Source organism: Loktanella sp. F6476L (assembly GCF_023015725.1).
In the GTDB taxonomy this organism is placed as follows: Bacteria; Pseudomonadota; Alphaproteobacteria; order Rhodobacterales; family Rhodobacteraceae; genus Yoonia.
In genome coordinates this window covers 118,415-142,405 of the sequence record NZ_JALKAR010000001.1, presented here as the reverse complement: position 1 = coordinate 142,405, position 23,991 = coordinate 118,415, and the positions used below count along the sequence as shown (strand labels likewise).

Below are 23,991 nucleotides of genomic sequence, written 5' to 3'. Positions count from 1 at the left end.
ATGAGCATTCTCGAATTCAAGAACGTCTCAAAAAGCTTTGGCACAGGCACCCACGCCAGCCACGTTTTGAAGAACATTGATCTGACCGTCGAAGAAGGTGAATTCCTTGTTTTGCTTGGCTTTTCCGGCACCGGCAAAACGACACTGATCAATCTGATGGCGGGGTTAGAAACCCCGACATCAGGCGAAGTGACCTTCAAAGGCAAGCAGATCAAAGAACCTGGTCGTGAACGCGGCGTGATCTTCCAAAGCTATTCATTGATGCCGTGGCTGACCGTGAACGGCAACGTGATGCTGGCCGTGGACACGATGTTCCCGAACTTGTCTAAAGACGAACGTCAGGCGAAGGTTGATCATTACGTCAAAATGGTTGGCCTCAGCCACGCCGCGACCCGTCGCCCCGCTGAATTGTCGGGTGGTATGCGCCAACGTGTCAACGTGGCGCGCGCGCTTGCGATGGACCCTGAAATGCTGTTGCTCGACGAACCGCTGTCCGCGCTTGACGCGCTGACACGGGCCAATCTGGCGGACGAAATTGAAGGCATCTGGTCTGAAGATAAAAAGACCTGCGTCCTGATCACGAACGACGTGGACGAAGCCATTTTGCTGGCCGACCGGATCATCGCGCTGAACCCTGACGGGACCTTGGGCGAAGAGTTCAAAGTCGATCTTCAGCGCCCCCGCGACCGCATGGAAATGAACAACAACGACACGTTCAAACGCTTGCGCGCGGATGTGACGAACTACCTAATGGATATCGGCATTGCCGCGAAAACGGCTGACACGAAGCTGTTGCCAAATGTCACGCCGATCCATTCTGTCCCTGCCGCCGTTCTGAAGGCTCAAGAAGGCGGGATCGAAGAAAAGTACCTCAACTTCAGTCAGTTGGACAAAGTATACCCTACGCCTAAAGGTCCGCTGACCGTTGTCGAAAACTTCGATCTAAAGGTGGAAAAGGGCGAATTCATCAGCCTGATCGGCCATTCTGGTTGCGGCAAATCCACTGTCCTGACGATGGCCGCTGGCCTGAACGACATCTCTAAAGGTGCGATCAAGCTGGATGGCTGGAACGTCGAAGGTGCCGATCCGGAACGCGCCGTTGTCTTCCAATCGCCGAACCTGTTCCCTTGGCTGACCGCCAAGGAAAACGTAGCGATTGGCGTTGACAAAGTTTACCCAAAAGCCAGCCAAGCGGAACGCCAAGATGTCATTGAATATTACCTTGAGCGCGTCGGTCTCGCTGACAGTATGGATAAGGGCGCCGCGTCGCTTTCCAACGGCATGAAGCAACGTGTGGGCATCGCCCGCGCCTTTGCTTTGTCCCCGAAATTGCTGCTGTTGGATGAACCGTTCGGCATGCTCGACAGTCTCACGCGTTGGGAACTGCAAGAGGTGCTGATGGAAGTTTGGTCACGCACGAAAGTGACCGCAATCTGTGTGACGCATGACGTGGACGAAGCCATCTTGCTGGCAGACCGCGTCGTGATGATGACCAACGGCCCACAGGCGACAATCGGGAAAATCACAGACGTGAAACTGCCACGTCCACGCACCCGCAAGGCCCTGCTCGAACACCCCGATTACTACACGTACCGTCAGGAAGTTCTCGATTTCCTTGAAGAATACGAACACGGCGCAAAGCCGAAACCCAAAGCCACAGCGATTGCGGCGGAGTAAATCACATGAGTGACCATCTAATCATTATCGGCGCAGGCATGGCGACTGGCCGCGCGATTGAAGACCTGCGTAGCGCAGGGTCCGATATCAAAATCACCCTGTTCAACGCGGAACCGCGCGGGAACTACAACCGCATTATGTTGTCCCCTGTTCTTGCGGGCGACAAAACTTACGAAGAAATCGTCACGCACGACGACGCTTGGTATGCGGAAAATGATGTAACCTGCCGTTTCGGCGAAAAGGTTGATGCGATTGACCGCGAAGCAAAGACAGTCACCGCGGCAAACGGCGATGTGCTGTCCTATGACAAATTGATGTTCGGGACCGGATCCAACCCGTTCATGATCCCCCTGCCCGGTCATGATCTGGACGGCGTGATTGCCTACCGCGATCTGGAAGATACGCAAAAAATGATGGACCTAGGCCCTGACAACAAATGCGTTGTTATCGGCGGTGGTCTGTTGGGTCTGGAAGCCGCCGCAGGCATGGCTGCACGCGGTGTCGATGTCACCGTGATCCATATCATGGGGCACCTGATGGAACGTCAGTTGGATGAAGCCGCAGGATACCTGCTGCGTAAGGCGTTGGTTGACAAAGGCATTACGGTTAAATGCTCTGCCAACTCTAAAGAGATTCTTGGTGAGAACGGCAAGGTGCGCGCCCTGTTACTTGATGACGGGACTGAATTGCCCTGTGATCTGTTGGTTATGGCCGTGGGCATCCGTCCAAACGTGAAACTGGCCCAAGATGCGGGTCTGGCTGTTGGAAAAGGCATCCATGTCGATGACCAGATGGTCACGTCTGACCCCGATATTCTGGCCGTTGGCGAATGTGTCGAACATAACGGTGCGATATTTGGTTTGGTTGCCCCGCTTTACGATCAAGCCAAGGTTGCCGCGAAAACTCTGCTGGGTGAAGACGCGACGTTTGTTCAAAAAGAATTGTCTACCAAGCTGAAAGTCACGGGTTGTGATCTGTTCAGTGCCGGTGATTTTGCCGAAGGCGAAGGCCGCGAAGACATCGTTTTCCGCGACCCTGCGCGCGGCGTCTACCGTCGTTTGGTCATCGAAAACAACGTGATCGTCGGTGCGGTGATGTATGGCGACACGGCCGATAGCAACTGGTTCTTCGGCCTGATCAAAGACAAAACCGACATCGCCGACATGCGCGAAACGGTGATCTTTGGCCCTGCGTTTCAAGGGGGTGCCGCAGTGGACCCGCTCTCAGCCGTTGCAGCCTTACCGCGTGATGCGGAGATCTGTGGGTGCAACGGCATTTGTAAGGGCGAAATCGAAGATGCGATTGCGGCGGGGTCCACGGACCTTGCTGGCATCAAAGCGACAACCAAGGCGTCTGCGTCTTGCGGGACATGTACGGGACTTGTCGAACAGGTTCTGGCCGTCACGCTTGGCGATGACTTTGTGATCCCAGCGGCTGCGACCGTTTGCGGTTGCACCGACATGACCCACGAAGACGTGCGGCGCATGATCAAATCCCAGAAACTGACGTCGATGAATGCAGTTTGGCAGGAATGCGGATGGAAAACGGTGGACGGCTGCCCGACTTGCCGCCCCGCCCTGAACTTTTACCTGCTGGCTGATTGGCCGCTGGAATACAAAGACGACCCGCAGTCCCGTTTTATCAACGAACGCAAACACGCGAACATCCAGAAAGACGGCACGTTTAGTGTCGTGCCACGGATGTGGGCCGGGATCACCACGCCGGACGAACTGCGCGCTATTGCCGATGCTGCCGACAAATACATGGTGCCAACCGTGAAGGTGACTGGCGGTCAACGGATCGATTTGCTGGGTGTGAAGGGCGAGGATTTGCCGGGCATCTGGAAGGATTTGAACGACGCTGGCATGGTGTCCGGCTACGCCTATTCCAAAGGTCTGCGCACGGTGAAAACCTGTGTTGGGACGGATCACTGCCGGTTTGGCACGCAAGACAGCACGGGTCTCGGCATCAAGCTCGAAAAGACGCTGCACGGTGCTTGGACGCCGCACAAGCTGAAGCTGGGCGTGTCTGGTTGCCCGCGAAACTGTGCCGAAGCGACCTGTAAGGACATTGGCGTGATCTGCGTCGACAGTGGTTACCAGATCAGCATCGGTGGTGCGGCTGGTATGGACGTCAAAGAAACCGAACTGCTGGTGCAAGTCCCGACCGAGGATGAAGCGATCCTCGTCATCAAGGCCGTATCCCAACTGTACCGCGAACAGGCCAAATATCTTGACCGTATCTACAAATGGATGGCCAAAGTCGGGCTTGATTGGATCAAGGAACAGATCGTTGATGATCTGGATAACCGCGCTGCTTTGGTGGATCGTTTCGAGCTGTCGCAGACTATCTACCGCCATGACCCATGGGCGGAACACGTGAAGAAAGCGGAAACATATCAACCGCTTGCAAACCTATCGTTGGAGGCCGCAGAATGACCCAGTGGATTGATGTTGCACCGTTGGACGACGTACCCGCACGTGGCGCACGGATGTTGAAAACCGCACATGGCTGTGTCGCCGTGTTCCGGACTGCGGATGACGAAGTCTTCGCGCTGGATAACGCCTGCCCGCACAAACAGGGCCCATTAGCCGAAGGGATCGTGCATGGCAAATCCGTTACCTGCCCGTTGCACAACTGGGTGTTCAGCTTGGAAACGGGCATGGCGCAGGGACAAGACGTGGGCCAAGTCGCCACATACCCCGCCCGTGTTGACGCAGGTCGTATCCTGATCGACGCGGCCCAACTGACCGGACGCGCGGTGGCTGCGGAATGACCCTGACGAAGACCACCTGCCCTTATTGTGGCGTTGGCTGCGGCGTGCTTGCTGGGGCTGATGGTACGCTGAAGGGCGATCCGGATCATCCTGCCAACTTTGGGCGGTTGTGTTCCAAAGGGACCGCATTGGGCGAAACCATCGATCTTGATGGTCGCCTGCTGCATCCGGTGGTCGACGGCAAACGCGCGGATTGGGACAGCACGCTGTCACTCGTCGCCGACAAATTCAGCGCTGCGATTGCCGAACATGGTCCTGATAGTGTGGCCTTTTATGTGTCGGGCCAATTGCTGACCGAAGATTACTACGTCGCGAATAAGCTGATGAAGGGCTATTTCGGGTCGGCCAATATCGACACGAATTCACGTCTTTGCATGGCGTCTTCTGTTGTGGGACACAAACGCGCTTTTGGCACAGACACCGTCCCTGGCACCTATCAGGATTTGGAACAGGCCGATGTGATCGTGTTGGTCGGATCGAACCTTGCGTGGTGCCACCCTGTGTTGCATCAACGGATCGCTGCCGCGAAAGAAGCCCGCCCAGACATGCGGGTGATCAATATTGATCCACGCAAAACTGCGACAAGCGATCTGGCCGATACGCACCTCCGGATTGCACCTGACGGTGACGTGGCACTATTCAACGGTTTGCTTAGCCATATCGCCGCCACTGACGCTGTCGACCAAGACTACGTTGATGCGCACGTCAACGGGTTCGATGCAGCCATTGCCGCGGCCCGTGACACGAACGTCGCTGATACGGGTCTGACCGATATCGAGTTGCAGGACTTTTACGCGCTTTGGGCGGGCACGGAAAAGGTCATGACCCTTTATTCCCAAGGCGTGAACCAATCCGCCAGCGGTAGCGACAAGGTCAACGCGATCCTGAATTGCCACCTTGCGACGGGTCGTATCGGCAAGGTCGGCGCAGGCCCGTTTTCCCTGACCGGACAACCTAACGCGATGGGTGGTCGCGAAGTTGGTGGTCTGGCCAATATGCTCGCCAATCACCTCGAAATCGAAAACGCGGACCACCGTGACGCGGTGCAATCTTTCTGGGAAAGCCCCACAATCTGTACGCAAGCGGGTCTGAAAGCCGTTGATCTATTCGACGCCTGCGCATCCGGTAAAATCAAAGCCTTGTGGGTCATGTCCACCAACCCCGCGGTGTCGATGCCGAATGCCGATGCGGTCGCTGATGCGATCAAAGCGGTGCCTTTCGTTGTCGTGTCCGACATCATGGAACGCACTGATACGGGCGATCTGGCCGACGTATTGCTGCCTGCCGCTGGTTGGGGCGAAAAGGACGGCACAGTCACGAATTCCGAACGCCGGATTTCACGGCAACGGTCGTTTCTACCGATGCCGGGTGAAACGCGCGCGGATTGGAAAATCATCTGCGATGTCGCTGCGAAGATGGGGTTTGGTGATGCATTCGCATTCGAAACGCCGGCTGATGTTTTCGCCGAATACGTCGCCCTGTCCGCCGATGTGTCAGGCTTTGACCGCGATTTGGATCTGAGCGTTTTTGCAGATGCCGATTATGCGAACCTGATCCCGACACAATGGCCCGCGAACGACCGTCGCTTCTTTGCCGATGGCAAATTTTACCATGCGGACGGCAAAGCCAAGATGCTGCCAATAACCGCCCCGACCCTGAGCAAGACAGATTTCCGTTTGAATACAGGCCGTAACCGCGACCAATGGCACACGATGACGCGCACCGGTAAGACTGCGCGGCTTGGGGCGCATCTTGCGGAACCTTATCTGGAACTACACCCCGAAGATGCCAATGCCAAAGATGTCACGGACGGTGATCTAGTCACCGTCAGCAATGACTTCGGACAAGCCGTGCTGCGTGTTCTGGTGACTGACCGTGTGGCAGTTGGCCAGCCCTTTGCCCCGATGCATTGGACGAAACAGCGCAGCCGCAACGGGACCGTGAACGCGACGCTCGCGCCCGTGACTGATCCGTTTTCGGGTCAACCTGCCCTGAAAGGCGGCGATGTGGCCGTGGCAAAATTTGACGCCGCTTGGTTCGGGTTTGTGGCCTGTGCCAATGCGATGGAACCGACGGCTGATTACGCAGCACTCGCCCGTACGCAGACAGGCTGGCAGATGGAAATGGCGGGTCAGACGTTGCCCGACGATTGGGCTGAGTTCACGATCATGCTCACTGGCTTAGCTGATGCCGATGTCGCCCTAGTGACTGATCCCGCGTCAGGCACAACGCGGATTGCGATTTCCCAAGATGGCGTCGTGCACGCACTTGGCTTCTTTGGCAAATCCCCCATCGCGTTGTCACGCAACACGGCTATCAACGCGATTGGCACGACCGACGCGCCACTTTCAGCGCTCAGCGGCCGTCCTGCAGCCGATCGTCCTGATCCTGGTGTGACCGTATGCGCCTGCCTGAATGTGGGCCGGAACACATTGTTGAACGCAATCGCGGGCGGCGCCGCTACGGTCCCCGCTTTGGGCGATTGCACCGGTGCCGGAACCAACTGCGGATCGTGCAAACCCGAATTGGCAGCGCTAATCGCAAGCGCAACAATCCCGATGGCAGCCGAATGAGCCTCGCGCCCTATGTCCAGATCGTCGCCCGCGGCCAAGGGCGCGCACGGCCTATGACGCTGAATGAGGCCCGCGCTGCCATGACGCTGATGCTATCGGGCGATGCGGAACCCGAAGCTGTTGGCGCATTGCTGATGGTGTTGCGTTTGCGCGGCGAAGTCCCCGCTGAAATCGCAGGGTTCACCGCCGCATTGCGAGACCATGTGCATGGCACGATCCCAGCGGCTGATCTGGATTGGCCCGTTTATGCGGCAGGCCGGACACGCGGTGTGCCGCTGTTTTTGCTGTCTGCAAGGTTGGTCGCGCAGGCAGGTTACAAAGTTTCGATGCATGGCTGGAACGCCCCTGCTGCCCTACGTGACCACCTGCATTTGGCAGGGCCGAGCATTACCTACAGCCCACTCGAAGATATCGCGCCTGCCGCGTTTCGCCTGCTGAAATTGCGCGATACCTTTGGCTTGCGATCCTGCATCAACACGGTTCTACGGATGTGGAACCCGTCGGGTGCTGCTGCGACGGTACAAGGTGTGTTTCATCCGTCATATCGCAGCCTACAGGCTGAAGCCGCGCATTTGTTGGGCCAGACCGATCTGACAATTATCAAAGGGGGCGGTGGCGAATTCGAACGGCATCCGTCCAAAGGCGTCACTCTGTTTGGCCTGCGCGGTGGCGATCATATTGCCGAAGATGCGCCCGCGCTTTTGCCCGTTACCCGCCGTTTGCACGAAGCCGATGACGCGCTGGACCTTGGCCAAATCTGGCAAGGCCACCGCACGGATAGCTTCGCCACAGCAACGGTCACCGGAACGGCTGCGCTGGCTTTGTGGACCCTGCGCGCCGCACCAACCTTACCCGACGCACAAACGATGGCTGATGATCTTTGGGATCGCCGCCATCAGACAGAAGGACTAAGCGCATGAAAACCTTCCCGATGTTTCTGACAATGGCGGGTCGCCGCGTTGTTATCGTGGGTGGCGGCGAACAAGCCGCACAAAAGTCACGGTTGATCCTGAAAACCGAAGCCGAAATCGTTGTGATGGCCCCTGCCTTGGACGAAGAGCTGTCAGCGCTCGCCGCCGCTGGTAAATTGCGCCATGACACATCACCGATTACCGCCGCACATTTTGAAGATACCGCTTTGGTCTTTGTCGCCTCTGGTTGCCCGGGCATCGATGCCGCGATCCACGCGATTGCCAAGGATGCAGGTGCGACCGTCAATGTCGTCGACCAACCTGCGTTGTGCGACGCAATTACCCCGTCGATCGTGGACCGTGACCCTGTTGTCGTGGCGATTGGCACCGAAGGCACAGCGCCCGTTCTTGCCCGCCAGATCAAAACGCAAATGGAACAAGCGTTGGAACCGCGGCTTGGGGATCTTGCCGCACTTGCGGGACGGTTGCGCGACGCAGCCGCCGCCCGTCTTGCCCCACGCGCACGGCGTGATTTGTGGCGCTGGGTCTTTAACGCAGCCCCGCGCGAAGCCCACGCACGCGGCGCAGAACGCGAAGCGGCCAGCCTGATCAAGAACGCGATCGCCACAGGCGAGATTGACGCAAAAGGTGCGGGCAGCGTGTCGCTGGTCGGAGCCGGTCCGGGATCAAAGGACCTCATCACATTACGCGGAGTGCAACGCTTGCAAGAAGCCGACGTGATCTTTTACGACCGCCTGCTGGAGCCTGAAATCTTGGAACTGGCCCGCCGCGATGCCGAACGCGTTTACGTGGGCAAGGCCCCCGGATGCCATAGCTGGCCGCAGGAAAAGATCACGCAAACGTTGATCTCTGCCGCAAAACGCGGGCAGCGCGTGGTGCGGTTGAAGTGCGGCGATCCCGGTATCTTTGGACGCGGTGGCGAAGAGGCGCGTGCATTGAAAGCCCATGACATTGACGTCGAAATTGTACCGGGCGTTACTGCTGCTTGCGCGGCAGCCGCTGCGATTGGCGAAAGTCTAACAGACCGCGACGAAGTGAATACCCTAGTACTGACGACGGGGCATCTGCAAGACGGCTACGTTGTCCCCGAGGCCGTGATGAACATGCGTCCGGGCACTTGCGTGGCGCTGTATATGGCAGTGGGCGCTGCGGCAGATATCGGTGCCCAGATTGAGGCCCTGTATGGTGTTGACCAAATCGAAATTACGGCAGTGGCCCACGCACAACGCAGTTCGCAGAAGGTCGTCAAAAGCTGCGTGCGCCAGCTTTCCGATGATCTGAAGTCGGCAGGCATTACGGATACGGCGATTGTGTTCCTGCGGTGGCCTGACACGAAACAGATCGAACAGCCTGTTGTTCCCGCGGCACCGAAGTTGACGATGGTCTCGTAAATCAAGTATGCATGATTCTGCAGCTTTTTGCAGGATTTTGCATGAATCTAAATATCCCAGATACGCGCCAACAGGTTTTGGCCGAACGTCTTGCTGACGGACGACAAATCATTGCGCAAGACGTCGCTGTCGAATTTGATGTTTCTCTCGATACGATCAGACGCGACATTCTCGCGCTGGAAGCGGACGGGAAAGCCCAACGCGTGCGCGGTGGCGCAGTGCCGATCGCAGCACCTTCATCCCCGTTACATTCACGCTTGGCGAAGCAACCGCCCGTCAACACGGCACTGATTGACGCAACAATCGCCTGGATCGCAGACGCCCCAACGGTCCTTTTTGACGGCGGTACAACGACGCTCGCGATTGCCGCGCGTCTGCCGATCATCCCCGGACGGCTTGTAGTGACACCGTCACCATGGATCGCGGTCGCCTGCCAAGAACGCAGCATCCCTGTGTTTTTGTTAGGCGGCACATTAAGCGCGTCGGGCGGGATCGCGACGGGCGACGTGACACATGCAAAGATCGCGACGCTATCTGCGGACATCGCGGTGCTGGGCGCATGTGGGTTGGACTGCGACTTTGGCCTGAGTTCCGATGATCACGCCGAAGCAATGGTGAAGGCCGCGATGGCAACCGCCGCGTCCCGAACGCTGGTTGTGACAGATGCCGCGAAGATTGGCCGCCGCGCCCGACATCACACGCTGGCGTTAGACCAGATCGACGACATCGTCACCGACGCCCTGTCTGAGATGGCACTGCCGCTTTCACGTGCGGGCGCGCGCGTCATCACCGCATAATCACAAGACATTTCATTCTCCGAAGGACCGCCATGACCGATTACACAGAAACTGCGCCTGCACGCCTTGCGACGCGATTGGCGTTCTTGGTTGCGGGGTTTGCGATGGCCTGTTGCGCCCCGCTTTTCCCGTTTATCAAAGCCAATGTTGGCGCGGATGAAGGTCAATTTGGCTTACTGCTGCTTTGCTTGGGTCTTGGGTCAATTGTCGCGATGCCCGTCACAGGTGTGATTGCGGCGAGACGAGGAGCACGGTTGATGATCCTGTGCGGAGGTTTCGGTCTTATTGCGATGCTGCCGCTTTTGGCTTTGGTCAATACGCCCATCGGATTGGGGGTTACGTTGTTTGTTTTCGGAGCATCAATTGGCACGTTGGATGTTGCGATGAACGTCCATGGGGCCGAAGTCGAAGGGCGCGAGGGACGCCCGCTGATGTCTAATTTCCACGCACAATTCAGTATTGGCAGTCTAGTTGGGGCCGCAATGGTAACGGTATTGCTGTCTGTCGGTGTGCCGATCCCGTTGACTGCCCTGATCGGCGCGGTTCTGGCGGGCGGCGCGATGCTGCACACCCGTACACGGTTGCTGTCCGTCAGCGGAAATGATCCCGAACCATTTGCGGCCCCGCGCGGCGTCGTCCTACTGCTGGCTGCGCTTGCGGCGATCACGTTCTTGGTGGAAGGCGCTGTGCTGGACTGGGGTGCCCTGTTGGTCATCGAAAGGGACCTGAGCACAGCAAAGAACGCAGGCATCGGATATATTCTGTTTTCTGTGGCCATGGTCATCGCGCGGCTTGGCGGTGATCGGATCATCCGCGGATTGGGCGAATTTCGGGTGCTGATCGCGGGCGGGATGATCACCATATGCGGTGTCGCGTTGATCCTACTGGCAGACGCACAGGTCGCTGCATTTGCCGGATTTGTCCTGATTGGACTGGGGGCCGCAAACCTTGTGCCGATCTTCTTTAGTGCCGCTGGGCGTCAAACGATCATGCCAGCCGGACTGGCAATCGCATCGGTGACAACGACAGGTTACGCAGGGGTGCTGCTTGGGCCCGCGCTGATCGGGTTCACGGCCGATGCGACGAGCCTACCCAGCGCCTTCTGGTTGGTCGCGGCGTTGATGGCCGCGGTGCCACTGACAGCCCAAATTGTCGTACGCAAATGATGTCCGGAACTAGCGTGGCAGTCAGATCAGTTCACCGCGCGGAACACGGCATCCCTTAGCTTTTCAGCAGTGAACGGCTTTTTCACGACGTGCGTTGGCGGGTAATTTGCGGTGATGCTTTGCGCGTCGCCATACCCAGTCGCCAACACAAACGGGATGCCGCGTTCTGCAAGCACAGCGGCAATCGGAAGAGACGTCTGATCACCTAAGTTCACATCAAGCAAAGCGAAGGAAACGTCAGCCTTTTCCAAAATTGCCAGCGCATCATCGACGGATCCGGCCATATGCACATGGTCGGCCCCGCAATCGCTTATGATATCAGATGCATCCAGCGCGATGACCATATTGTCTTCGACGACCAAAACTTCACCGGACAAAAGAACATCCGGCGTCATCGGTTTCGCATCGTTCGATTGTGTTGTCGGCAAGACCGGTTCTTTTTCGTTGGAGATAAAGCGAGACGGGATCGTTAGGTCTGCTTCGAAACCTGTCAGCAAAAACCGTGTTTCGACCTTACCTTTGAGTTCGTAAGGGATAGTCTTTTCGATAATCGTTGACCCAAATCCACGGCGCAGGGGGGCCTGCACAGGCGGGCCACCAACGTCGCGCCATTGAATAATCAATGCGCCATCGGCTTGTACCTTCAGGTCAATCGACACGGCACCTGACCGATCCGTCAAAGCACCGTATTTCGCAGAGTTGGTCATCATCTCGTGTATCACAAGCGCGAGGGTCGAAAACGCTTCGGGCATCAGCATCGGGGCGTCACCCGTGATCTTAACACGGTCGTTTCCATTCAGCAGAAAGGCCTGACCTTCAACGTTAATCAACTGACGCAAAGAACTTGGTGACCATTCCTGATTGGTCAATTGGTCATGTGCGCGGGCAAGCGCGTGAACGCGTCCATCCAGAACCTTTGTATAAGTTGCAACATCAGATGCGCCACTACGGCTTTGCGCGACCAACCCTTGGATCAAGTTCAGGATGTTGCGCACGCGGTGGTTCAATTCCGCGACAAGAAGTTCTTGTTTGTCGGCCGCTTTCCTGCGGGTTTCGTTTGCTTCATCCGTCAGTTTCAAGACGATTTCGGTCAAAGAAATCCGCAGCCCTTCGGCGACCATCTGTTCACCCTCGGACCAACGCGCGGACGTGTTCCGGACCATCTCGCTCCAAGTGTCGAAACTTTTGCGCGGTGTCAGACGGGTGCCGTTCGGTCCGACCGTGACCGGTTTGTTCGGATCACCCGCCCATTTGACCGATTTGACGATTTCACGGCGGAAAAACACGATATAGTCGCGCGGCGTGCGCGAGATGGGCACAGCCAAAACTCCGGCGACATCAGCATCTTGGTCCTCAATAGCAGGATAAACCGCAGGTAACGCATGCGTCGAAAAAACCTGACCGGACGGCGCAGTATTCAAAAAGCGCACCAACTTGCGAAAGCTTGCTTCATCAGGCGTATCACCGTGCGAAGCGAAGCGGCCATCGGTGTAGACCGCAACGCCATCGTTTGCGATCAGACCGCTCAATTCGCCAACGATTGAATCGAAACCTTCGATCAAGTCGGCCCCACCCGAAATCTGCACCATCAGATTGTCGTGCATCTGGCGGGTTTCTTGGGTCTTGAGCCGCGTCTCTAGTTCCATCTTTTGGATCAGTTCGTAAGTGAAGAACTGCGTGAACAACTCAATGGCTGTGCGCCGTTCAAAATCGACGTAACGCGCAGCTTCGTGGTGACACGCAAATAGGCCCCAAAGTTTTCCGTCTTTGATGATTGAAATCGACATCGACGCGCCAACGCCCATGTTCCGCAGGTATTCCAAGTGGATTGGGGACACAGCACGGGTCACGCAAAGCGACAGATCAAGCGGTTTACCATGGACGTTTGTCGCTGGCAGGATGGGCGAAACGGCCCCGTCCACATCCGAAATCAAGCGCAGCGGACTACGCAGATACAACGCACGGGCCTGTTTCGGAATATCGCTTGCCGGGTAACGCAGCCCGAGAAACGGTTTCATATGAGCGCGGCGTTTTTCTGCGATCACTTCGCCCGCACCGTCATCATCGAACTTATAGACCATCACGCGGTCAAAACCTGACAAGGCTTGCACGGCGACCGCGGCTTGTTCGCACGCCTTCATGACGTCCGGCGCACGGGTGACACGCGCAACAAGCGGCTGCACGAGGCTCATTTCATCGCGCGTTTCCAGCGCAACCTTCGGTTCAAATTCAAATACATAGGACTGGTCCACCGCGCTGATCGAAATATCGAAGTAAGTGCCATTTTCAAGCACGTCATATCCAAAGACGCGGGCCGTCGGCATTGTTGCATTCAACATCTGCAACTTCGTCCGCAGGTCATGGACCATGCGTTGTGATAACAGATCATTCAGACGGCCACCGATCGCGGCATCTGGGTCGATATTCAAAAGCTCTTGGACGTTCGCCGACACGTGCTTGACCATAAAGTCGGATGAGGTCGCAATCAGGCAGCCATAAGACTGCACATTGCCTAAAAACTGGATAGGTTCACGGTCGCAGTTGGTCAGATCGACAGTTTCATTTGGGTCCAACTGGAGGCTTTCGTCAGTCAAAGGGTTGCATCCTTTCTTGAAGCAACGTTTTCGGAAGCCGAGATAAATAACTGAAAAAGCGTTCTCGCATCTTTTACAATATACGCAGCACGCGCATGCGCAACAGGGATGTCAGACAGGGCGCGACATGTAGCTGGCCACAAAGTCGGGTCGCTGGACTGGCTGAAATACGTCTTGGCGTTTTGAACCACCGGATCTTGCGATTGGGCCCAGCGCCGTGACAGGACCTTTGACCCTAACCGTGATCCAGCGACCAAATAGTCGATCGCCAAAGGGTCGATCTGGTGCTCGAGCGCGGGTGCATCGACAGGATGATCAATGCCAAGCACCGCTGCATCCAAAGCAAGACCATTGATCATGTCCTGCAACGTCGCACCAGACAAATTCGGGGACCGCAGTCGCGTTTGCATCATCTGAAAACAAGCCAAATGAACACCGACGAAAGCCTTAAGACCATCCCGGCTAGCGATATCAATTTGTGTGAATTGATGATCCAGCTGATCATGCGCAACACGCGTTTCTTGACGTAGAATATTTCGGAAGTCTTGAGGCAAAGCGTGAAACCATATGGAAGCGAAGTCGCGCGGGGTGTCGCTTCGATGAAAGGGGACAACTTTCATGACGCCGTGCAGCTGTCATTAATCTATGACATAGCAAGTTACACTAAATGCGTCCATGGGGCACCGCTGCACAAGTGTCTTATATTGCAAGCCACGCATGTGAAAAGGGCCGCCAATTTGGCAGCCCTTCCCGTATTGATGGATGTCTTACGAACGATCACGACCGTTTTTGCGGTGTCCGCGATCGTCTTCTGTCAACGCACCGTCATCATTGCGGTCCAGACGTTCGACAATGTCGCCGAATTTCTCGTCCATTTCGGCTTGCGTGATTTGACCATCGTCATCCGCATCAAGACGTTCGAAACTATGAGCGACCCGTTCTTGCATCAGTTCCAGATAGATAGACTGGAATTCGTCGATAGAGATATCGCCTTCACCAGATGCGTCTGCACCAGCCACCAGTGCGGTCCGGAACAAATCGATTTCATCTTGCGTGATCGCACCGTCATCATTTGCGTCGTTCAGTAGTGCGCCGAATGCCATACCGCCGCCGCGACGTTCGCCACGGTCACGACCATGATCGCGGTCGCCCCGATGATCAGCACGCGTCACTTGACCATCAACGGATGTTTCCGCCTGTTCAGTAACAACGTTTGTGTCAGCGGTTTGTGCGCCTGCCATACCGATACCTGTCAGTGTCAAAGCAACGGCAAGAAACGTAGCGGGGATCATTTTTTCGGTTTTCATTTTGATTTCCTTAAGGTTGGGTTGGGAGTTAGGCAGGCTGCGCATCAGATGCGTCGGCCTGTGTATCGGGCGAAGCCGCCCGAGGTTGATCAGTGTTGCACTGAGGTTGATTGCGCCAAGCAATGGCGATCATCGCAACGGTCATCAGGATCGACATGCCAAAGGCGAGGCCCAGCATGGTCAGCCCAAATACGGCGACAAAAGGCGCGATGAGCACTGCGACCAGTGCGGCCCCTGCAGTTGCTGCGTATGTTTTGAACTTTTCCATTTTTGTCTTTCCATCTGTTGTTGCGATGAAAGACATTTGGAGGGTGGAGATGACGGTTGCTTGGCGCGAACCTTACATTTTTGTCAGGTTCATTTTTTGTTAAAAATCATGCGGGCAAACAGCCCTTGCCCCGCGGGGTTATCAGATAGATCGATACGGGCATCATGCAAATCTGCGATCTTTGCGGCCAAGGCAAGCCCGAGCCCTGCCCCTTCGGTCGTGCGACTTTTTTCCAACCTGTACAATGGTTCCAACGCGCGATCCCGCTCTGCTGCGGGTATGCCTGGACCGTCATCCGTGAGGCCAAGTTCATGCGAATTGGCGACAAGAACCATAGATGATCCTTCGGGCGTGTGCCGCAATGCGTTTTCGATCAGATTGGCCAAGAATTGCGTCAACAGCACACGAACGCCATTAATCTCAACCGCGGAAATCTGGGTTGAAAAATGTCGTCCGCTGTCTTCGACCACTGGCGCGTAGGTTTCGGCCAATTCGGTCGCAACGGCCGCAAGATCGACAGGTGCGAAGGTCTGCTTCATGGCACCGGAATCCAGTTTCCCAAGCTGCAAAATCGCATCAAATATCGACATGACACGGTCAGTTTGTTCCAACGCTGCGCCGATCCCATCAATCGGATCGCCATCACCAGTCAGCGCAGTTTCAAGTCTTATGCGCAACCGTGTCAGCGGCGTCTTGAGATCATGCGCGATATTGGCCGAAAAGCTGCGTGCCTGCACCAGCAGCACATCAATCCGCGCAATGGCGTCGTCCACTTGATCACCAAGCATTTTCAGGTCGTCTTCTTGGCCCTTGGCATGCACCCGCGCGGATAAATCGCCTTGCGCCGCTTGATCAAGCACCGCTGAGATGGCCGTGATCCGCCGTTGGCTGCGCCAGCCAAACAGCAGCCCAAATACCAACGCGACAATCGCGGCCAACGTCCCGACCCAGAGAAATGCTTGGGTCAAAACCTCATCGAAGATAGCGAATTCGCCGATGTTCTGCCCAACAACCAGCCATCCACCCGACACTGCCCCGCCGTAAAACATCCAAACGCTGTCATCGTCGCGCCTGCGTGGCAAAAGCCGCTGATCGGTAAAGAACCCCTGCCGCCTTAGACTACGGTCTTGTGATGCCGTTTCAGGCGTGAAGAAAAACCGTTCCAGTCCGGTATTGCGCAGGTCTTTGAGATCGAATTCACCAGCGGCCACGTCGCGCACGATCTGGATATGGCGGCGTTCGATACGGTCATCGGCCCGTCTGGACATTTCTTCGCGGACTTCGAAGGCCGCGATTACCCCTGCCCCGACTAGCACGACGATGAACACGCCGGTCAAAAGCACCGTCTGCCGCAGCGCTGTCATCCGCCAGATGCGGGCAGCATTAGCCTTGAGGGTCGAAAATATATCCAGCACCTCGGATCGTCCTTATCACGGTATCGCCAAACGGCTTTTCAATCTTTCCACGCAAGCGGCTGACGTGGGTTTCCACGACGCTTGTGGTCGGGTCAAAATTCATGTCCCAGACTTTTTCCAGCAACATGTTGCGCGTCAAAACGCGCCCCTTTGCCCGCATGAATGCTTCGAGCAGTCTAAATTCCTTGGTGTTCAAATCAATATGCTGGCCCTGTCGCGTGCAGCTTTGCTTCAACAGATCCAGAGCAATATCGCCAACGTTCAAAGACGTCGCTTCAGCCGTTTGGGCTGGTTGTGCTCGACGGCCAAGTGCGGCGACACGCGCTTCCAATTCGGTCAGCGCGAAGGGTTTGGGAAGGTAGTCGTCAGCACCGGCCTGCAGACCTTCGACACGATCATCAATGTCGGACAATGCCGTGAGAAACAGCGCGGGCGTTGTATTCTTGGATGCGCGCACGGCTTTCAGAACAGACATACCGTCCAGACCCGGCGTCATCCGGTCGAACACCATCACGTCAAAATCCTGAGTGGTGGCCAAGACCAACGCGTCTTTGCCGTCGGTCACCCAATCGACGACGTGACCCGCCTTTGAAAGGCCATCACGGACCCAACTACCAATCTCTTGATCATCTTCCAAAAGCAGGATTTTCACTGTGTTTTCTCCGGGTTCACGGATCAGGCTTAACGCTTAAATCCACGCGGGACCAGTGGCACGAAAGTAGTCGAAAGCATCCTCAGCACGCTCTGTATTGACTTCCAAAGGTCGGAAACATGCCATGCATTCCTGAAATCGAAGGCTTCGGTGTGGATGCGCCCCGTCTGCCCCATGTCGCGCCAAACCGCTGCAATCATTGCTTTCAATTGCTCTGATCCACACATGAACAGGGCTGGCCCTTTGGGTATCTGACCGATTACAGACTGGACTTGATCCTGTGTTAGGCGCCCCGCCACGCTGCTGTCCGCTTCGATTAAGGTCAGTTGCGGCAGTCTATCCGCATGGTGACGCAAGGCAGCCAAACCCACAGCCGTGTTTTGCCCACGGTAGCAATAGATCATTGTCACGCCTGCGCAGTCATCAGGTTTCATCGACTCAAGAGCCGCCAGAAAAGGTGTCACGCCGATGCCGCCCGCGAGCCACATTTGCGTAGGGCGGTTATCGGCGATTTTGGGATAGAAGCGCCCTTCTGGTGATCCTAACTCCAATGTGTCCCCTGCGCGGATGCGGTCCACCAAATTTCGCGTCCAATCGCCACCAGCCGCAATCCCGAACTTGCGTTGTCGACCGAAGCCACCTGCGATCGTGAAGGGATGGCGTTCTTCCCCAAGAGACGGATCGCGCAGTGTCGCAAATTGTCCCGGACGGTAGTCCTGCAAAGGATGGTCAGCGGCGACAGTCAATTCGATAGCTTGCCCCACCGTGTTCACATCTACGACGGACACAGTGGTCACGCCACGTTTGTGCCGCGATAGCGTTCGGCCCCATGCAATCAGCCCCAGAACGCTAACAACGGCAAGATAAATCCAAGGGGCGCTGAATGTCGCAAGCGGCGTGGCGGCTAGAAATGTGTGATAGACGGCGATTAGGAACATCGGCCCCATCAGCCAATGGCTGGCTTTCCAGATATGATAGGGGATCATCTTCAACGCAGACACCGCCGCTAAGATGAGCATGGCGTAGGCTGCAACGACGCCGGCGGCTTCGCCAGTTTCGGCAAGCGGCGGGAAAATCCCCCGCCCCACGGATGACGCCAGAGCCCAGTGCCCCGACAAACCAATCATCGACAAGATACCTGCTGCGCGGTGCGCTTCGTAACTTTTGTCCGGACCACCAAGGATCGTGTCCACCACCCGCCATCTCGCGGCAAGCACCAACGCCGCCGCCAACGCGGTCAGCGTTAACGCACCAAAACTTGCAGGCAATATATTGCTAACAGGCACAAACGGCGCGACGATTGTGACTTGTGCAAGCACGATGACACACATCCAGACTAACGAACCTGTTTGTTTCAGTCTCTTTTTCGCTGACGATAATCCCAAGCCCATTCCATGTCCCTTCTGATTGGATTGGAATGATCTAGGCGTCGATCTTTACCTCGGGCTTGCCGCAACATTACATTTTTGTCAGCAAAGCGAATTTGCCTGTGCGCAAGGCTATCGACGCGATAAACGGGGCAAGACTAACACGAAAGAAGCCCCCCCCCATGATCAAACGAATTGCCAAGATTTTCGTCAGCCTTGTTTTGACATGTTTGACCGTGGTCGGCTGCCAGATTGCGCGTAATTCAGGCGAAACCGCGCTGCCGCCTACGACGAATGAAACGCTGCGCATCGCGACTTACAACGTGCATTACATCATCCTGAGCAAAGAAACCGGCCCGTGGTCGGTCGCCGATTGGGAACGCCGGAAGGGCCCGTTAGACCTTGCCTTTAAGGAAATTGGCGCTGACGTCATTGCGTTTCAGGAAATGGAAAGCTTTGCGCGTGGCAATAACGGGGATACGAACCTGACGCTCGACTGGTTGCTGGAAAACAATTCCGATTACGCCGCGGCGGCCGTTGGCGACCCGAATGAATTTCCGTCAACACAGCCCATCTTGTACCGCACAACACAGTTGGACTTGGTCGATCAAGGTTGGTTCTTTTTCTCGGACACGCCGGATGTCATCTATTCACGCACCTTTAACGGATCATTTCCCGCTTTTGCGTCTTGGGCTGTTTTTCAGGACAAAAGAACCAACGATCAGTTCCGCGTTGTGAACATCCATACGGATTATGCCAGTCGGTCAAACCGCTTTCAGTCAGCGCAGTTGGTTGCTGATCGCATTGCCCCTTGGATAGCAGCGGGTGAAACGCTGTTTGTCGTGGGTGATTTGAACGCACGCATAGGCGACAAGACCACAAACATCATTGCAGATGCCGGTGTCGAGTTTGCGCCCGTACGCGGTGCGACGTATCACATGAACAGAGGCATCAATCTGTTTGGCGCAATCGATCATATTGGCAGTGTGGGAGCGGTTGAACTGGTTGGCGATCCCGCTGTTCTTAGACGCAAATTTGACGGCGAATGGCCGACAGATCACTATCCGGTTGCTGCGGATTTCAAGTTCAGCAGGTAATCATTCGCGCTTGTCTACGTGATGCTTAATTCAGTCCGTATTTTCAGCGCGCAACACATTCTTTTGCACCTTGCCCATAGTATTGCGCGGCAAAGCGTCGGTGATCATGTAGCGACGCGGGTGTTTGAACCGCGCCAGTTTCGGTTCGACCTGCGCTGCAATCGCGTCGGGGGTCATGTCCGTATTTTCGAGCACCACTGACGCCAAAACGCTTTCGCCAAAATCAGGATGCGGCACACCGAACACAGCGCTTTCAAGAACGCCGTCGATGTCGTTGATCACATCTTCGATCTCTTTCGGGTAAATGTTGTAGCCACCCGAAATGATCAGATCTTTTTCGCGCCCGACAATCGAAATGCGCCCATCCTCTGACTTCACACCCAGATCACCAGTGATGAAAAAACCGGTGTCGCGCAATTCTTCTGCCGTCTTCTCTGGCATTTTCCAATAGCCTTGAAACACGTTGTCGCCGCGTACTTCGATCATGCCGATTTCGCCTGCGGCAACCGATTTGCCGTTGTCGGTGACTTCGACCTCTGTGCCCGGCAACGCGTAGCCGACGGTACCCGCGATCCGATCCCCATCAAACGGGTTTGACGTGATCATGTTGGTTTCGGTCATCCCGTAGCGTTCGAGAATACGGTGTCCTGTGCGATCTTCAAACGCCGTGTGCGTTTCCGCGAGCAATGGCGCGGACCCCGAAACAAAAAGACGCATGTTGGCGACCAGATCACGCGTCAGCCGCGCATCGCCAAGTAGACGTGTGTAGAACGTCGGCACCCCCATCAACATCGTCGAATGAGGCAATTCAGAGATAATCGTATCGATGTCGAAAGCGGTCATAAACCGGACCTGCGCCCCCGCCAGCAACGACGTGTTCATCGCCACAAACAGCCCATGCGTATGGAAAATAGGTAAGGCATGGATCAAGCGGTCGTCAGCGCTAATCTGCCACAGATCTGCCAGGCTTTGTGCGTTCGACAGCAGGTTCTTATGCGACAGCATAGCGCCTTTAGATCGCCCAGTGGTGCCAGACGTGTAGAGCAACGCAGCCAAATCTTCTGGCCCGCGTGTCACAGTTTCAAAGGTCTTTGATTGCGCATCCGCCTGCGCGGACAATGTCCCTTGCCCTTTTGCATCAAGGGTCAGGATCGTCGTCCCATCCGCGCAAATTGACGCTACCTCTGCTTGGCTGCTTGCGTCACAGACCACCACTTTGGGTCCTGCGTCTTGCATGAAATACGCCAGTTCAGACTGCGTGTAGGCGGTATTCAACGGCAAATAAACCGCACCGGTCTGAACAGCCGCACCATAAAGCGCGATGGTATCCAGAAGTTTCGGCGCTTGTACTAGAACCCGATCGCCAGCCGATACGCCAGCATCTTCCAAAACATGCGCTAATTGCGCGACCCGACAAGTGAAATCTGCAAAACTCAGGGTGCGACCATCATCAAGCGTTAGGAAAGTTGCATCACTTTGGGCATGTGGCGCAATCAGCGCGTCATAGAGGGTATTGGTCACGTTGCGACTTCCTTGGGCTTCGCTGAAAGCGTTGAATTTGACAGTGCCACCGCAGGTTTTGCGGCTGTCACGATTGCGTTTAAGGCAAAATCTTCGTGGTGCCGCTGTGTGAGCGACAAATCGTATTTGTAATTGACCATAGCGCCGCTGGATTGAGCAAGACCATTGGCAGATATGTCCGCATCCGCATGTACATCAAAGACCTCTGCACCATTGCCCAAATGAAACCGCATGACGGGATCAACGGGCATCCCGTCATCACGTTTGGCATGTAAAAGATATCGGGCTGCCATTGCGCGAATGTCATGCGGTTCAGCGCTTTGGTCCAGAATGGCTGTCGCAATGTGCCCATGATCGGGATTAGACGTTTGGGTGGACAACCAGCGGTTCAGGCCGGGTATGGGGGACAGGGTGACGAAGTCTTCCAATTGCGGAAATGCGTGGGACAATTCCGCGACGACCTGTTTGATCAGAAGGTTGCCAAAGCTAATCCCCGTTAACCCGCGTTGGCAATTAGAAATCGAATAAAACACCGCAACTTTCGCATCTTCAACGGCGAGCGGGGTGCGCACTTCGGACAGTAGTTTCGTCACGGACCCAGGCACCGTTTCCGTCAGCGCGACCTCCACAAAAATCAACGGTTCATCCGGCATCGCGGGATGAAAGAACGCAAAGCAACGGCGATCCGAAGGGTAAAGCCTGCGTCGCAAATCATCCCAATCGTTGATTTGATGAACTGCCTCGTAAGCCACAATTTTGTCGAGCAACCGAGCGGGTGTATCCCAATCGATGGCCTTCAACACCAAGAACCCGCGATTAAACCAGCTGCTGAACAAATGGATAAAGTCGTGGTTGGTGCGTTGCAGTTCGGGGCGCGACTTCAAGATGCGTAGCAGATCGACCCGCATCCCGACGATGATCTGCGTCGCGCCAACCGGCTGGTTCAATCGGCGCAGTAATTCCTGCCGTTTGGGTTCAGCGGCAAATGACATGGCTTCGAAATTCTTGGGCGTGGGGTCATCCGCGTAGGATTGGACCAAACTGGAAAGTGCGCCCGTATCGACATCAAGCTCATCGTTCAGAAACGTGAAGAATGAAACTTTTTCCGCATCAGTCAGTGATTGGTAGCGTTGCAGTACCGTTCCCGCCAATGTCTGTCCGGAAACGTTTCCTTCGGCCGACAGAAGCGCGCGACATAAAGCGTAGATATCACGCGTATCATCTGTGCTGCGCAAAGTGCTGTTGCGATCAAACAATGTGGATAAAAGGTCGCCAAGGAATCGATTGCGCTGCACGTGTCTCTCCGTCTTCCGAAGTGATGCTGTCAGAATATCGATATTATTGCAATATTATAATTTAAATCGGTATATCTACAGATCGGTCAGCTGAGACATCAGGTATTCGCCTGTTAGTCGATAGTGGCTGAGCAATGCATCAGATGCCGCATCTGCATCGCGCTGCACGGCTGCTTCAAAGATGGTGTCATGCTCGGCTGCGATATCGCGGCTTTGATAGTTGTCACCAGACGCCGCTAGATAACGATACCGAATGTTCAGATCATAAAGCTGACTGCAATACCGTTCCAACATAGGCGATTTCGCATTGCTCAGCAGGGTCATGTGAAACGTCTTATGCGCATCTTCAAAGACATCGGTATTTGTCATGCGTTTCATACGGTGATGCGACAGGACAAGCTGTTCTTCCCATTCTGGCGTGCCCTGCCCGATAGACTGGCGCAATGCCATATCTTCCAGAACACACCGTAGTCTGAGAATCTCATCAAAATTTGCATGGCTCGCAGGGGCCGCGCGAAAACCGCGCTGATCGATCCGTTCGACCAGCATGTCAGAGGTCAGCAGGCTTAGCGCCTCGCGCACTGGCGATGCGCCAGTGTCCAGCAATTTGCGCAATTGTTCGATCTTCAGCTTTTTACCCGCCGGCAGTTCGCCGGTCAGGATCATATCCCGCAAGGACAGATAGGCCGCGCGGGTGGCAGATGTTTCTCTGCCGCTGGTGTCGTCCATCATGTTCATGCGGAAATCCCCTTAAGTCAGTGTTACGGCGTTCGTAGATAGACCAACCGACAAATTCAATGATCCCTCGTTGATCATCCAGCGTCGCAAGGTGAATGCCCGCGCGCCACTTTGGTGCATCGGATCTGCCTCTGCCAAAGCACGCGCCGCTTCAAGGCTTTCGGCCCGGTAAACGACCAACCCGACCCCTTGCATGTGGTCGCCAGTTTCGTCGGACATCGGCCCTGCGAAAGCCAAAATCCCCGCTTGTTCCAGTTTTGCCTGATAGGCGAGGTGATCCGGCAAGGCGGCTTTGACGTCCTGCGGTTCTTTAGCCGGTGTCGACATAGCGACGTATAATTCCAAGGCTAACGCGCCGCGCGACTTTGCTTCCGCCTTATAGTCTGCCCATGCAACCATTTTGCACTCCTTAGCAAAAATATCGA

The 23,991-nt window shown here is 55.7% G+C and carries 20 protein-coding genes; 9 read left to right on the top strand and 11 right to left on the bottom strand.

The annotated features are described in order from the left end of the window. Genes MWU61_RS00645 through MWU61_RS00610 form a run of 8 tightly spaced genes read left to right on the top strand, consistent with a single transcriptional unit; the run spans position 1 to position 11,312 of the window. Positions 1 to 1,677: a nitrate ABC transporter ATP-binding protein gene (locus MWU61_RS00645; protein ID WP_247125919.1), complete on the top strand. Its 1,677-nt coding sequence runs from the start codon at positions 1 to 3 to the stop codon at positions 1,675 to 1,677. Between the two features lie 5 nt (positions 1,678 to 1,682). Beyond that, positions 1,683 to 4,115 (top strand): nitrite reductase large subunit NirB, encoded by a 2,433-nt coding sequence (gene nirB, locus MWU61_RS00640; RefSeq protein WP_247125918.1) that lies wholly within the window; start codon positions 1,683 to 1,685, stop codon positions 4,113 to 4,115. Then, positions 4,112 to 4,453 carry a nitrite reductase small subunit NirD gene (gene nirD / locus MWU61_RS00635; RefSeq protein ID WP_247125917.1) on the top strand — a complete coding sequence of 114 codons (342 nt, stop codon included), beginning with the start codon at positions 4,112 to 4,114 and terminating at the stop codon, positions 4,451 to 4,453. The genes nirB and nirD overlap by 4 nt, the downstream gene beginning before the upstream one ends. Next, entirely contained in the window at positions 4,450 to 7,026 is a 2,577-nt protein-coding gene (locus MWU61_RS00630) for a nitrate reductase (protein WP_247125916.1), read from the top strand. Before nirD ends, MWU61_RS00630 begins: the two co-directional genes overlap by 4 nt. After that, positions 7,023 to 7,946 carry a glycosyl transferase family 3 gene (locus MWU61_RS00625; RefSeq protein ID WP_247125915.1) on the top strand — a complete coding sequence of 308 codons (924 nt, stop codon included), beginning with the start codon at positions 7,023 to 7,025 and terminating at the stop codon, positions 7,944 to 7,946. The genes MWU61_RS00630 and MWU61_RS00625 overlap by 4 nt, the downstream gene beginning before the upstream one ends. After that, positions 7,943 to 9,349 (top strand): siroheme synthase CysG, encoded by a 1,407-nt coding sequence (gene cysG, locus MWU61_RS00620; RefSeq protein WP_247125914.1) that lies wholly within the window; start codon positions 7,943 to 7,945, stop codon positions 9,347 to 9,349. Before MWU61_RS00625 ends, cysG begins: the two co-directional genes overlap by 4 nt. A 41-nt stretch (positions 9,350 to 9,390) precedes the next feature. After that, positions 9,391 to 10,146, top strand: coding sequence for a DeoR/GlpR family DNA-binding transcription regulator (locus MWU61_RS00615; RefSeq protein WP_247125913.1), 756 nt, complete (start codon positions 9,391 to 9,393; stop codon positions 10,144 to 10,146). Between the two features lie 32 nt (positions 10,147 to 10,178). After that, the gene (locus MWU61_RS00610) at positions 10,179 to 11,312 is read left to right on the top strand and encodes an MFS transporter (RefSeq protein ID WP_247125912.1); all 1,134 of its coding nucleotides are present in this window, start codon (positions 10,179 to 10,181) and stop codon (positions 11,310 to 11,312) included. A gap of 26 nt (positions 11,313 to 11,338) precedes the next feature. On the opposite strand, the gene MWU61_RS00605 is transcribed toward MWU61_RS00610, so the two are convergent. The 7 genes from MWU61_RS00605 to MWU61_RS00575 form a co-directional block, all read right to left on the bottom strand. Continuing rightward, positions 11,339 to 13,906: an HWE histidine kinase domain-containing protein gene (locus MWU61_RS00605; protein ID WP_247125911.1), complete on the bottom strand. Its 2,568-nt coding sequence runs from the start codon at positions 13,904 to 13,906 to the stop codon at positions 11,339 to 11,341. Further along, positions 13,903 to 14,319, bottom strand: a complete 417-nt coding sequence (locus MWU61_RS00600) for a hypothetical protein (protein WP_247125909.1) — start codon at positions 14,317 to 14,319, stop codon at positions 13,903 to 13,905. The genes MWU61_RS00605 and MWU61_RS00600 overlap by 4 nt, the downstream gene beginning before the upstream one ends. A gap of 354 nt (positions 14,320 to 14,673) precedes the next feature. Beyond that, on the bottom strand, positions 14,674 to 15,213 hold the full coding sequence (locus MWU61_RS00595) for a hypothetical protein (protein ID WP_247125908.1): 540 nt from the start codon (positions 15,211 to 15,213) through the stop codon (positions 14,674 to 14,676). A 28-nt stretch (positions 15,214 to 15,241) separates the two neighbouring features. Then, complete coding sequence (locus tag MWU61_RS00590; protein ID WP_247125906.1) at positions 15,242 to 15,481, bottom strand: hypothetical protein; 240 nt, start codon at positions 15,479 to 15,481, stop codon at positions 15,242 to 15,244. Between the two features lie 89 nt (positions 15,482 to 15,570). Next, the gene (locus tag MWU61_RS00585) at positions 15,571 to 16,896 is read right to left on the bottom strand and encodes a HAMP domain-containing sensor histidine kinase (protein ID WP_247125904.1); all 1,326 of its coding nucleotides are present in this window, start codon (positions 16,894 to 16,896) and stop codon (positions 15,571 to 15,573) included. Next, positions 16,865 to 17,548 (bottom strand): response regulator transcription factor, encoded by a 684-nt coding sequence (locus MWU61_RS00580; protein ID WP_247125903.1) that lies wholly within the window; start codon positions 17,546 to 17,548, stop codon positions 16,865 to 16,867. The genes MWU61_RS00585 and MWU61_RS00580 overlap by 32 nt, the downstream gene beginning before the upstream one ends. A gap of 29 nt (positions 17,549 to 17,577) precedes the next feature. After that, complete coding sequence (locus MWU61_RS00575; RefSeq protein WP_247125901.1) at positions 17,578 to 18,867, bottom strand: ferric reductase-like transmembrane domain-containing protein; 1,290 nt, start codon at positions 18,865 to 18,867, stop codon at positions 17,578 to 17,580. Positions 18,868 to 19,097: 230 nt separating this feature from the next. Here MWU61_RS00575 and MWU61_RS00570 point away from each other — a divergent pair, with 230 nt between their 5' ends. Next, positions 19,098 to 20,012: an endonuclease/exonuclease/phosphatase family protein gene (locus MWU61_RS00570; protein ID WP_247125899.1), complete on the top strand. Its 915-nt coding sequence runs from the start codon at positions 19,098 to 19,100 to the stop codon at positions 20,010 to 20,012. A gap of 30 nt (positions 20,013 to 20,042) precedes the next feature. Here the strand turns inward: MWU61_RS00570 and MWU61_RS00565 are convergent, their stop codons facing one another. From MWU61_RS00565 to MWU61_RS00550, 4 genes are all read right to left on the bottom strand, one after another. Continuing rightward, the gene (locus MWU61_RS00565; RefSeq protein WP_247125898.1) at positions 20,043 to 21,533 is read right to left on the bottom strand and encodes a malonyl-CoA synthase; all 1,491 of its coding nucleotides are present in this window, start codon (positions 21,531 to 21,533) and stop codon (positions 20,043 to 20,045) included. Continuing rightward, positions 21,530 to 22,828, bottom strand: a complete 1,299-nt coding sequence (locus MWU61_RS00560) for a malonyl-CoA decarboxylase (protein ID WP_247125896.1) — start codon at positions 22,826 to 22,828, stop codon at positions 21,530 to 21,532. Before MWU61_RS00560 ends, MWU61_RS00565 begins: the two co-directional genes overlap by 4 nt. A 75-nt stretch (positions 22,829 to 22,903) precedes the next feature. Further along, positions 22,904 to 23,566 (bottom strand): GntR family transcriptional regulator, encoded by a 663-nt coding sequence (locus MWU61_RS00555; protein ID WP_247125894.1) that lies wholly within the window; start codon positions 23,564 to 23,566, stop codon positions 22,904 to 22,906. A 12-nt stretch (positions 23,567 to 23,578) separates the two neighbouring features. Beyond that, on the bottom strand, positions 23,579 to 23,965 hold the full coding sequence (locus MWU61_RS00550; protein ID WP_247125893.1) for a YciI family protein: 387 nt from the start codon (positions 23,963 to 23,965) through the stop codon (positions 23,579 to 23,581). Positions 23,966 to 23,991 lie beyond the last annotated feature (26 nt).

What these genes read in the sequence shown, in the direction of transcription:
- MWU61_RS00595 (WP_247125908.1), bottom strand. Translation starts at nt 15,213, where the DNA reads ATGAAAACCGAAAAAATGATCCCCGCTACGTTTCTTGCCGTTGCTTTG.
- cysG (WP_247125914.1), top strand. Translation starts at nt 7,943, where the DNA reads ATGAAAACCTTCCCGATGTTTCTGACAATGGCGGGTCGCCGCGTTGTT.
- nirD (WP_247125917.1), top strand. Translation starts at nt 4,112, where the DNA reads ATGACCCAGTGGATTGATGTTGCACCGTTGGACGACGTACCCGCACGT.
- MWU61_RS00590 (WP_247125906.1), bottom strand. Translation starts at nt 15,481, where the DNA reads ATGGAAAAGTTCAAAACATACGCAGCAACTGCAGGGGCCGCACTGGTC.
- MWU61_RS00600 (WP_247125909.1), bottom strand. Translation starts at nt 14,319, where the DNA reads ATGATGCAAACGCGACTGCGGTCCCCGAATTTGTCTGGTGCGACGTTG.
- MWU61_RS00645 (WP_247125919.1), top strand. Translation starts at nt 1, where the DNA reads ATGAGCATTCTCGAATTCAAGAACGTCTCAAAAAGCTTTGGCACAGGC.
- MWU61_RS00630 (WP_247125916.1), top strand. Translation starts at nt 4,450, where the DNA reads ATGACCCTGACGAAGACCACCTGCCCTTATTGTGGCGTTGGCTGCGGC.
- MWU61_RS00615 (WP_247125913.1), top strand. Translation starts at nt 9,391, where the DNA reads ATGAATCTAAATATCCCAGATACGCGCCAACAGGTTTTGGCCGAACGT.
- MWU61_RS00625 (WP_247125915.1), top strand. Translation starts at nt 7,023, where the DNA reads ATGAGCCTCGCGCCCTATGTCCAGATCGTCGCCCGCGGCCAAGGGCGC.
- MWU61_RS00550 (WP_247125893.1), bottom strand. Translation starts at nt 23,965, where the DNA reads ATGGTTGCATGGGCAGACTATAAGGCGGAAGCAAAGTCGCGCGGCGCG.
- nirB (WP_247125918.1), top strand. Translation starts at nt 1,683, where the DNA reads ATGAGTGACCATCTAATCATTATCGGCGCAGGCATGGCGACTGGCCGC.
- MWU61_RS00570 (WP_247125899.1), top strand. Translation starts at nt 19,098, where the DNA reads ATGATCAAACGAATTGCCAAGATTTTCGTCAGCCTTGTTTTGACATGT.
- MWU61_RS00610 (WP_247125912.1), top strand. Translation starts at nt 10,179, where the DNA reads ATGACCGATTACACAGAAACTGCGCCTGCACGCCTTGCGACGCGATTG.
- MWU61_RS00555 (WP_247125894.1), bottom strand. Translation starts at nt 23,566, where the DNA reads ATGAACATGATGGACGACACCAGCGGCAGAGAAACATCTGCCACCCGC.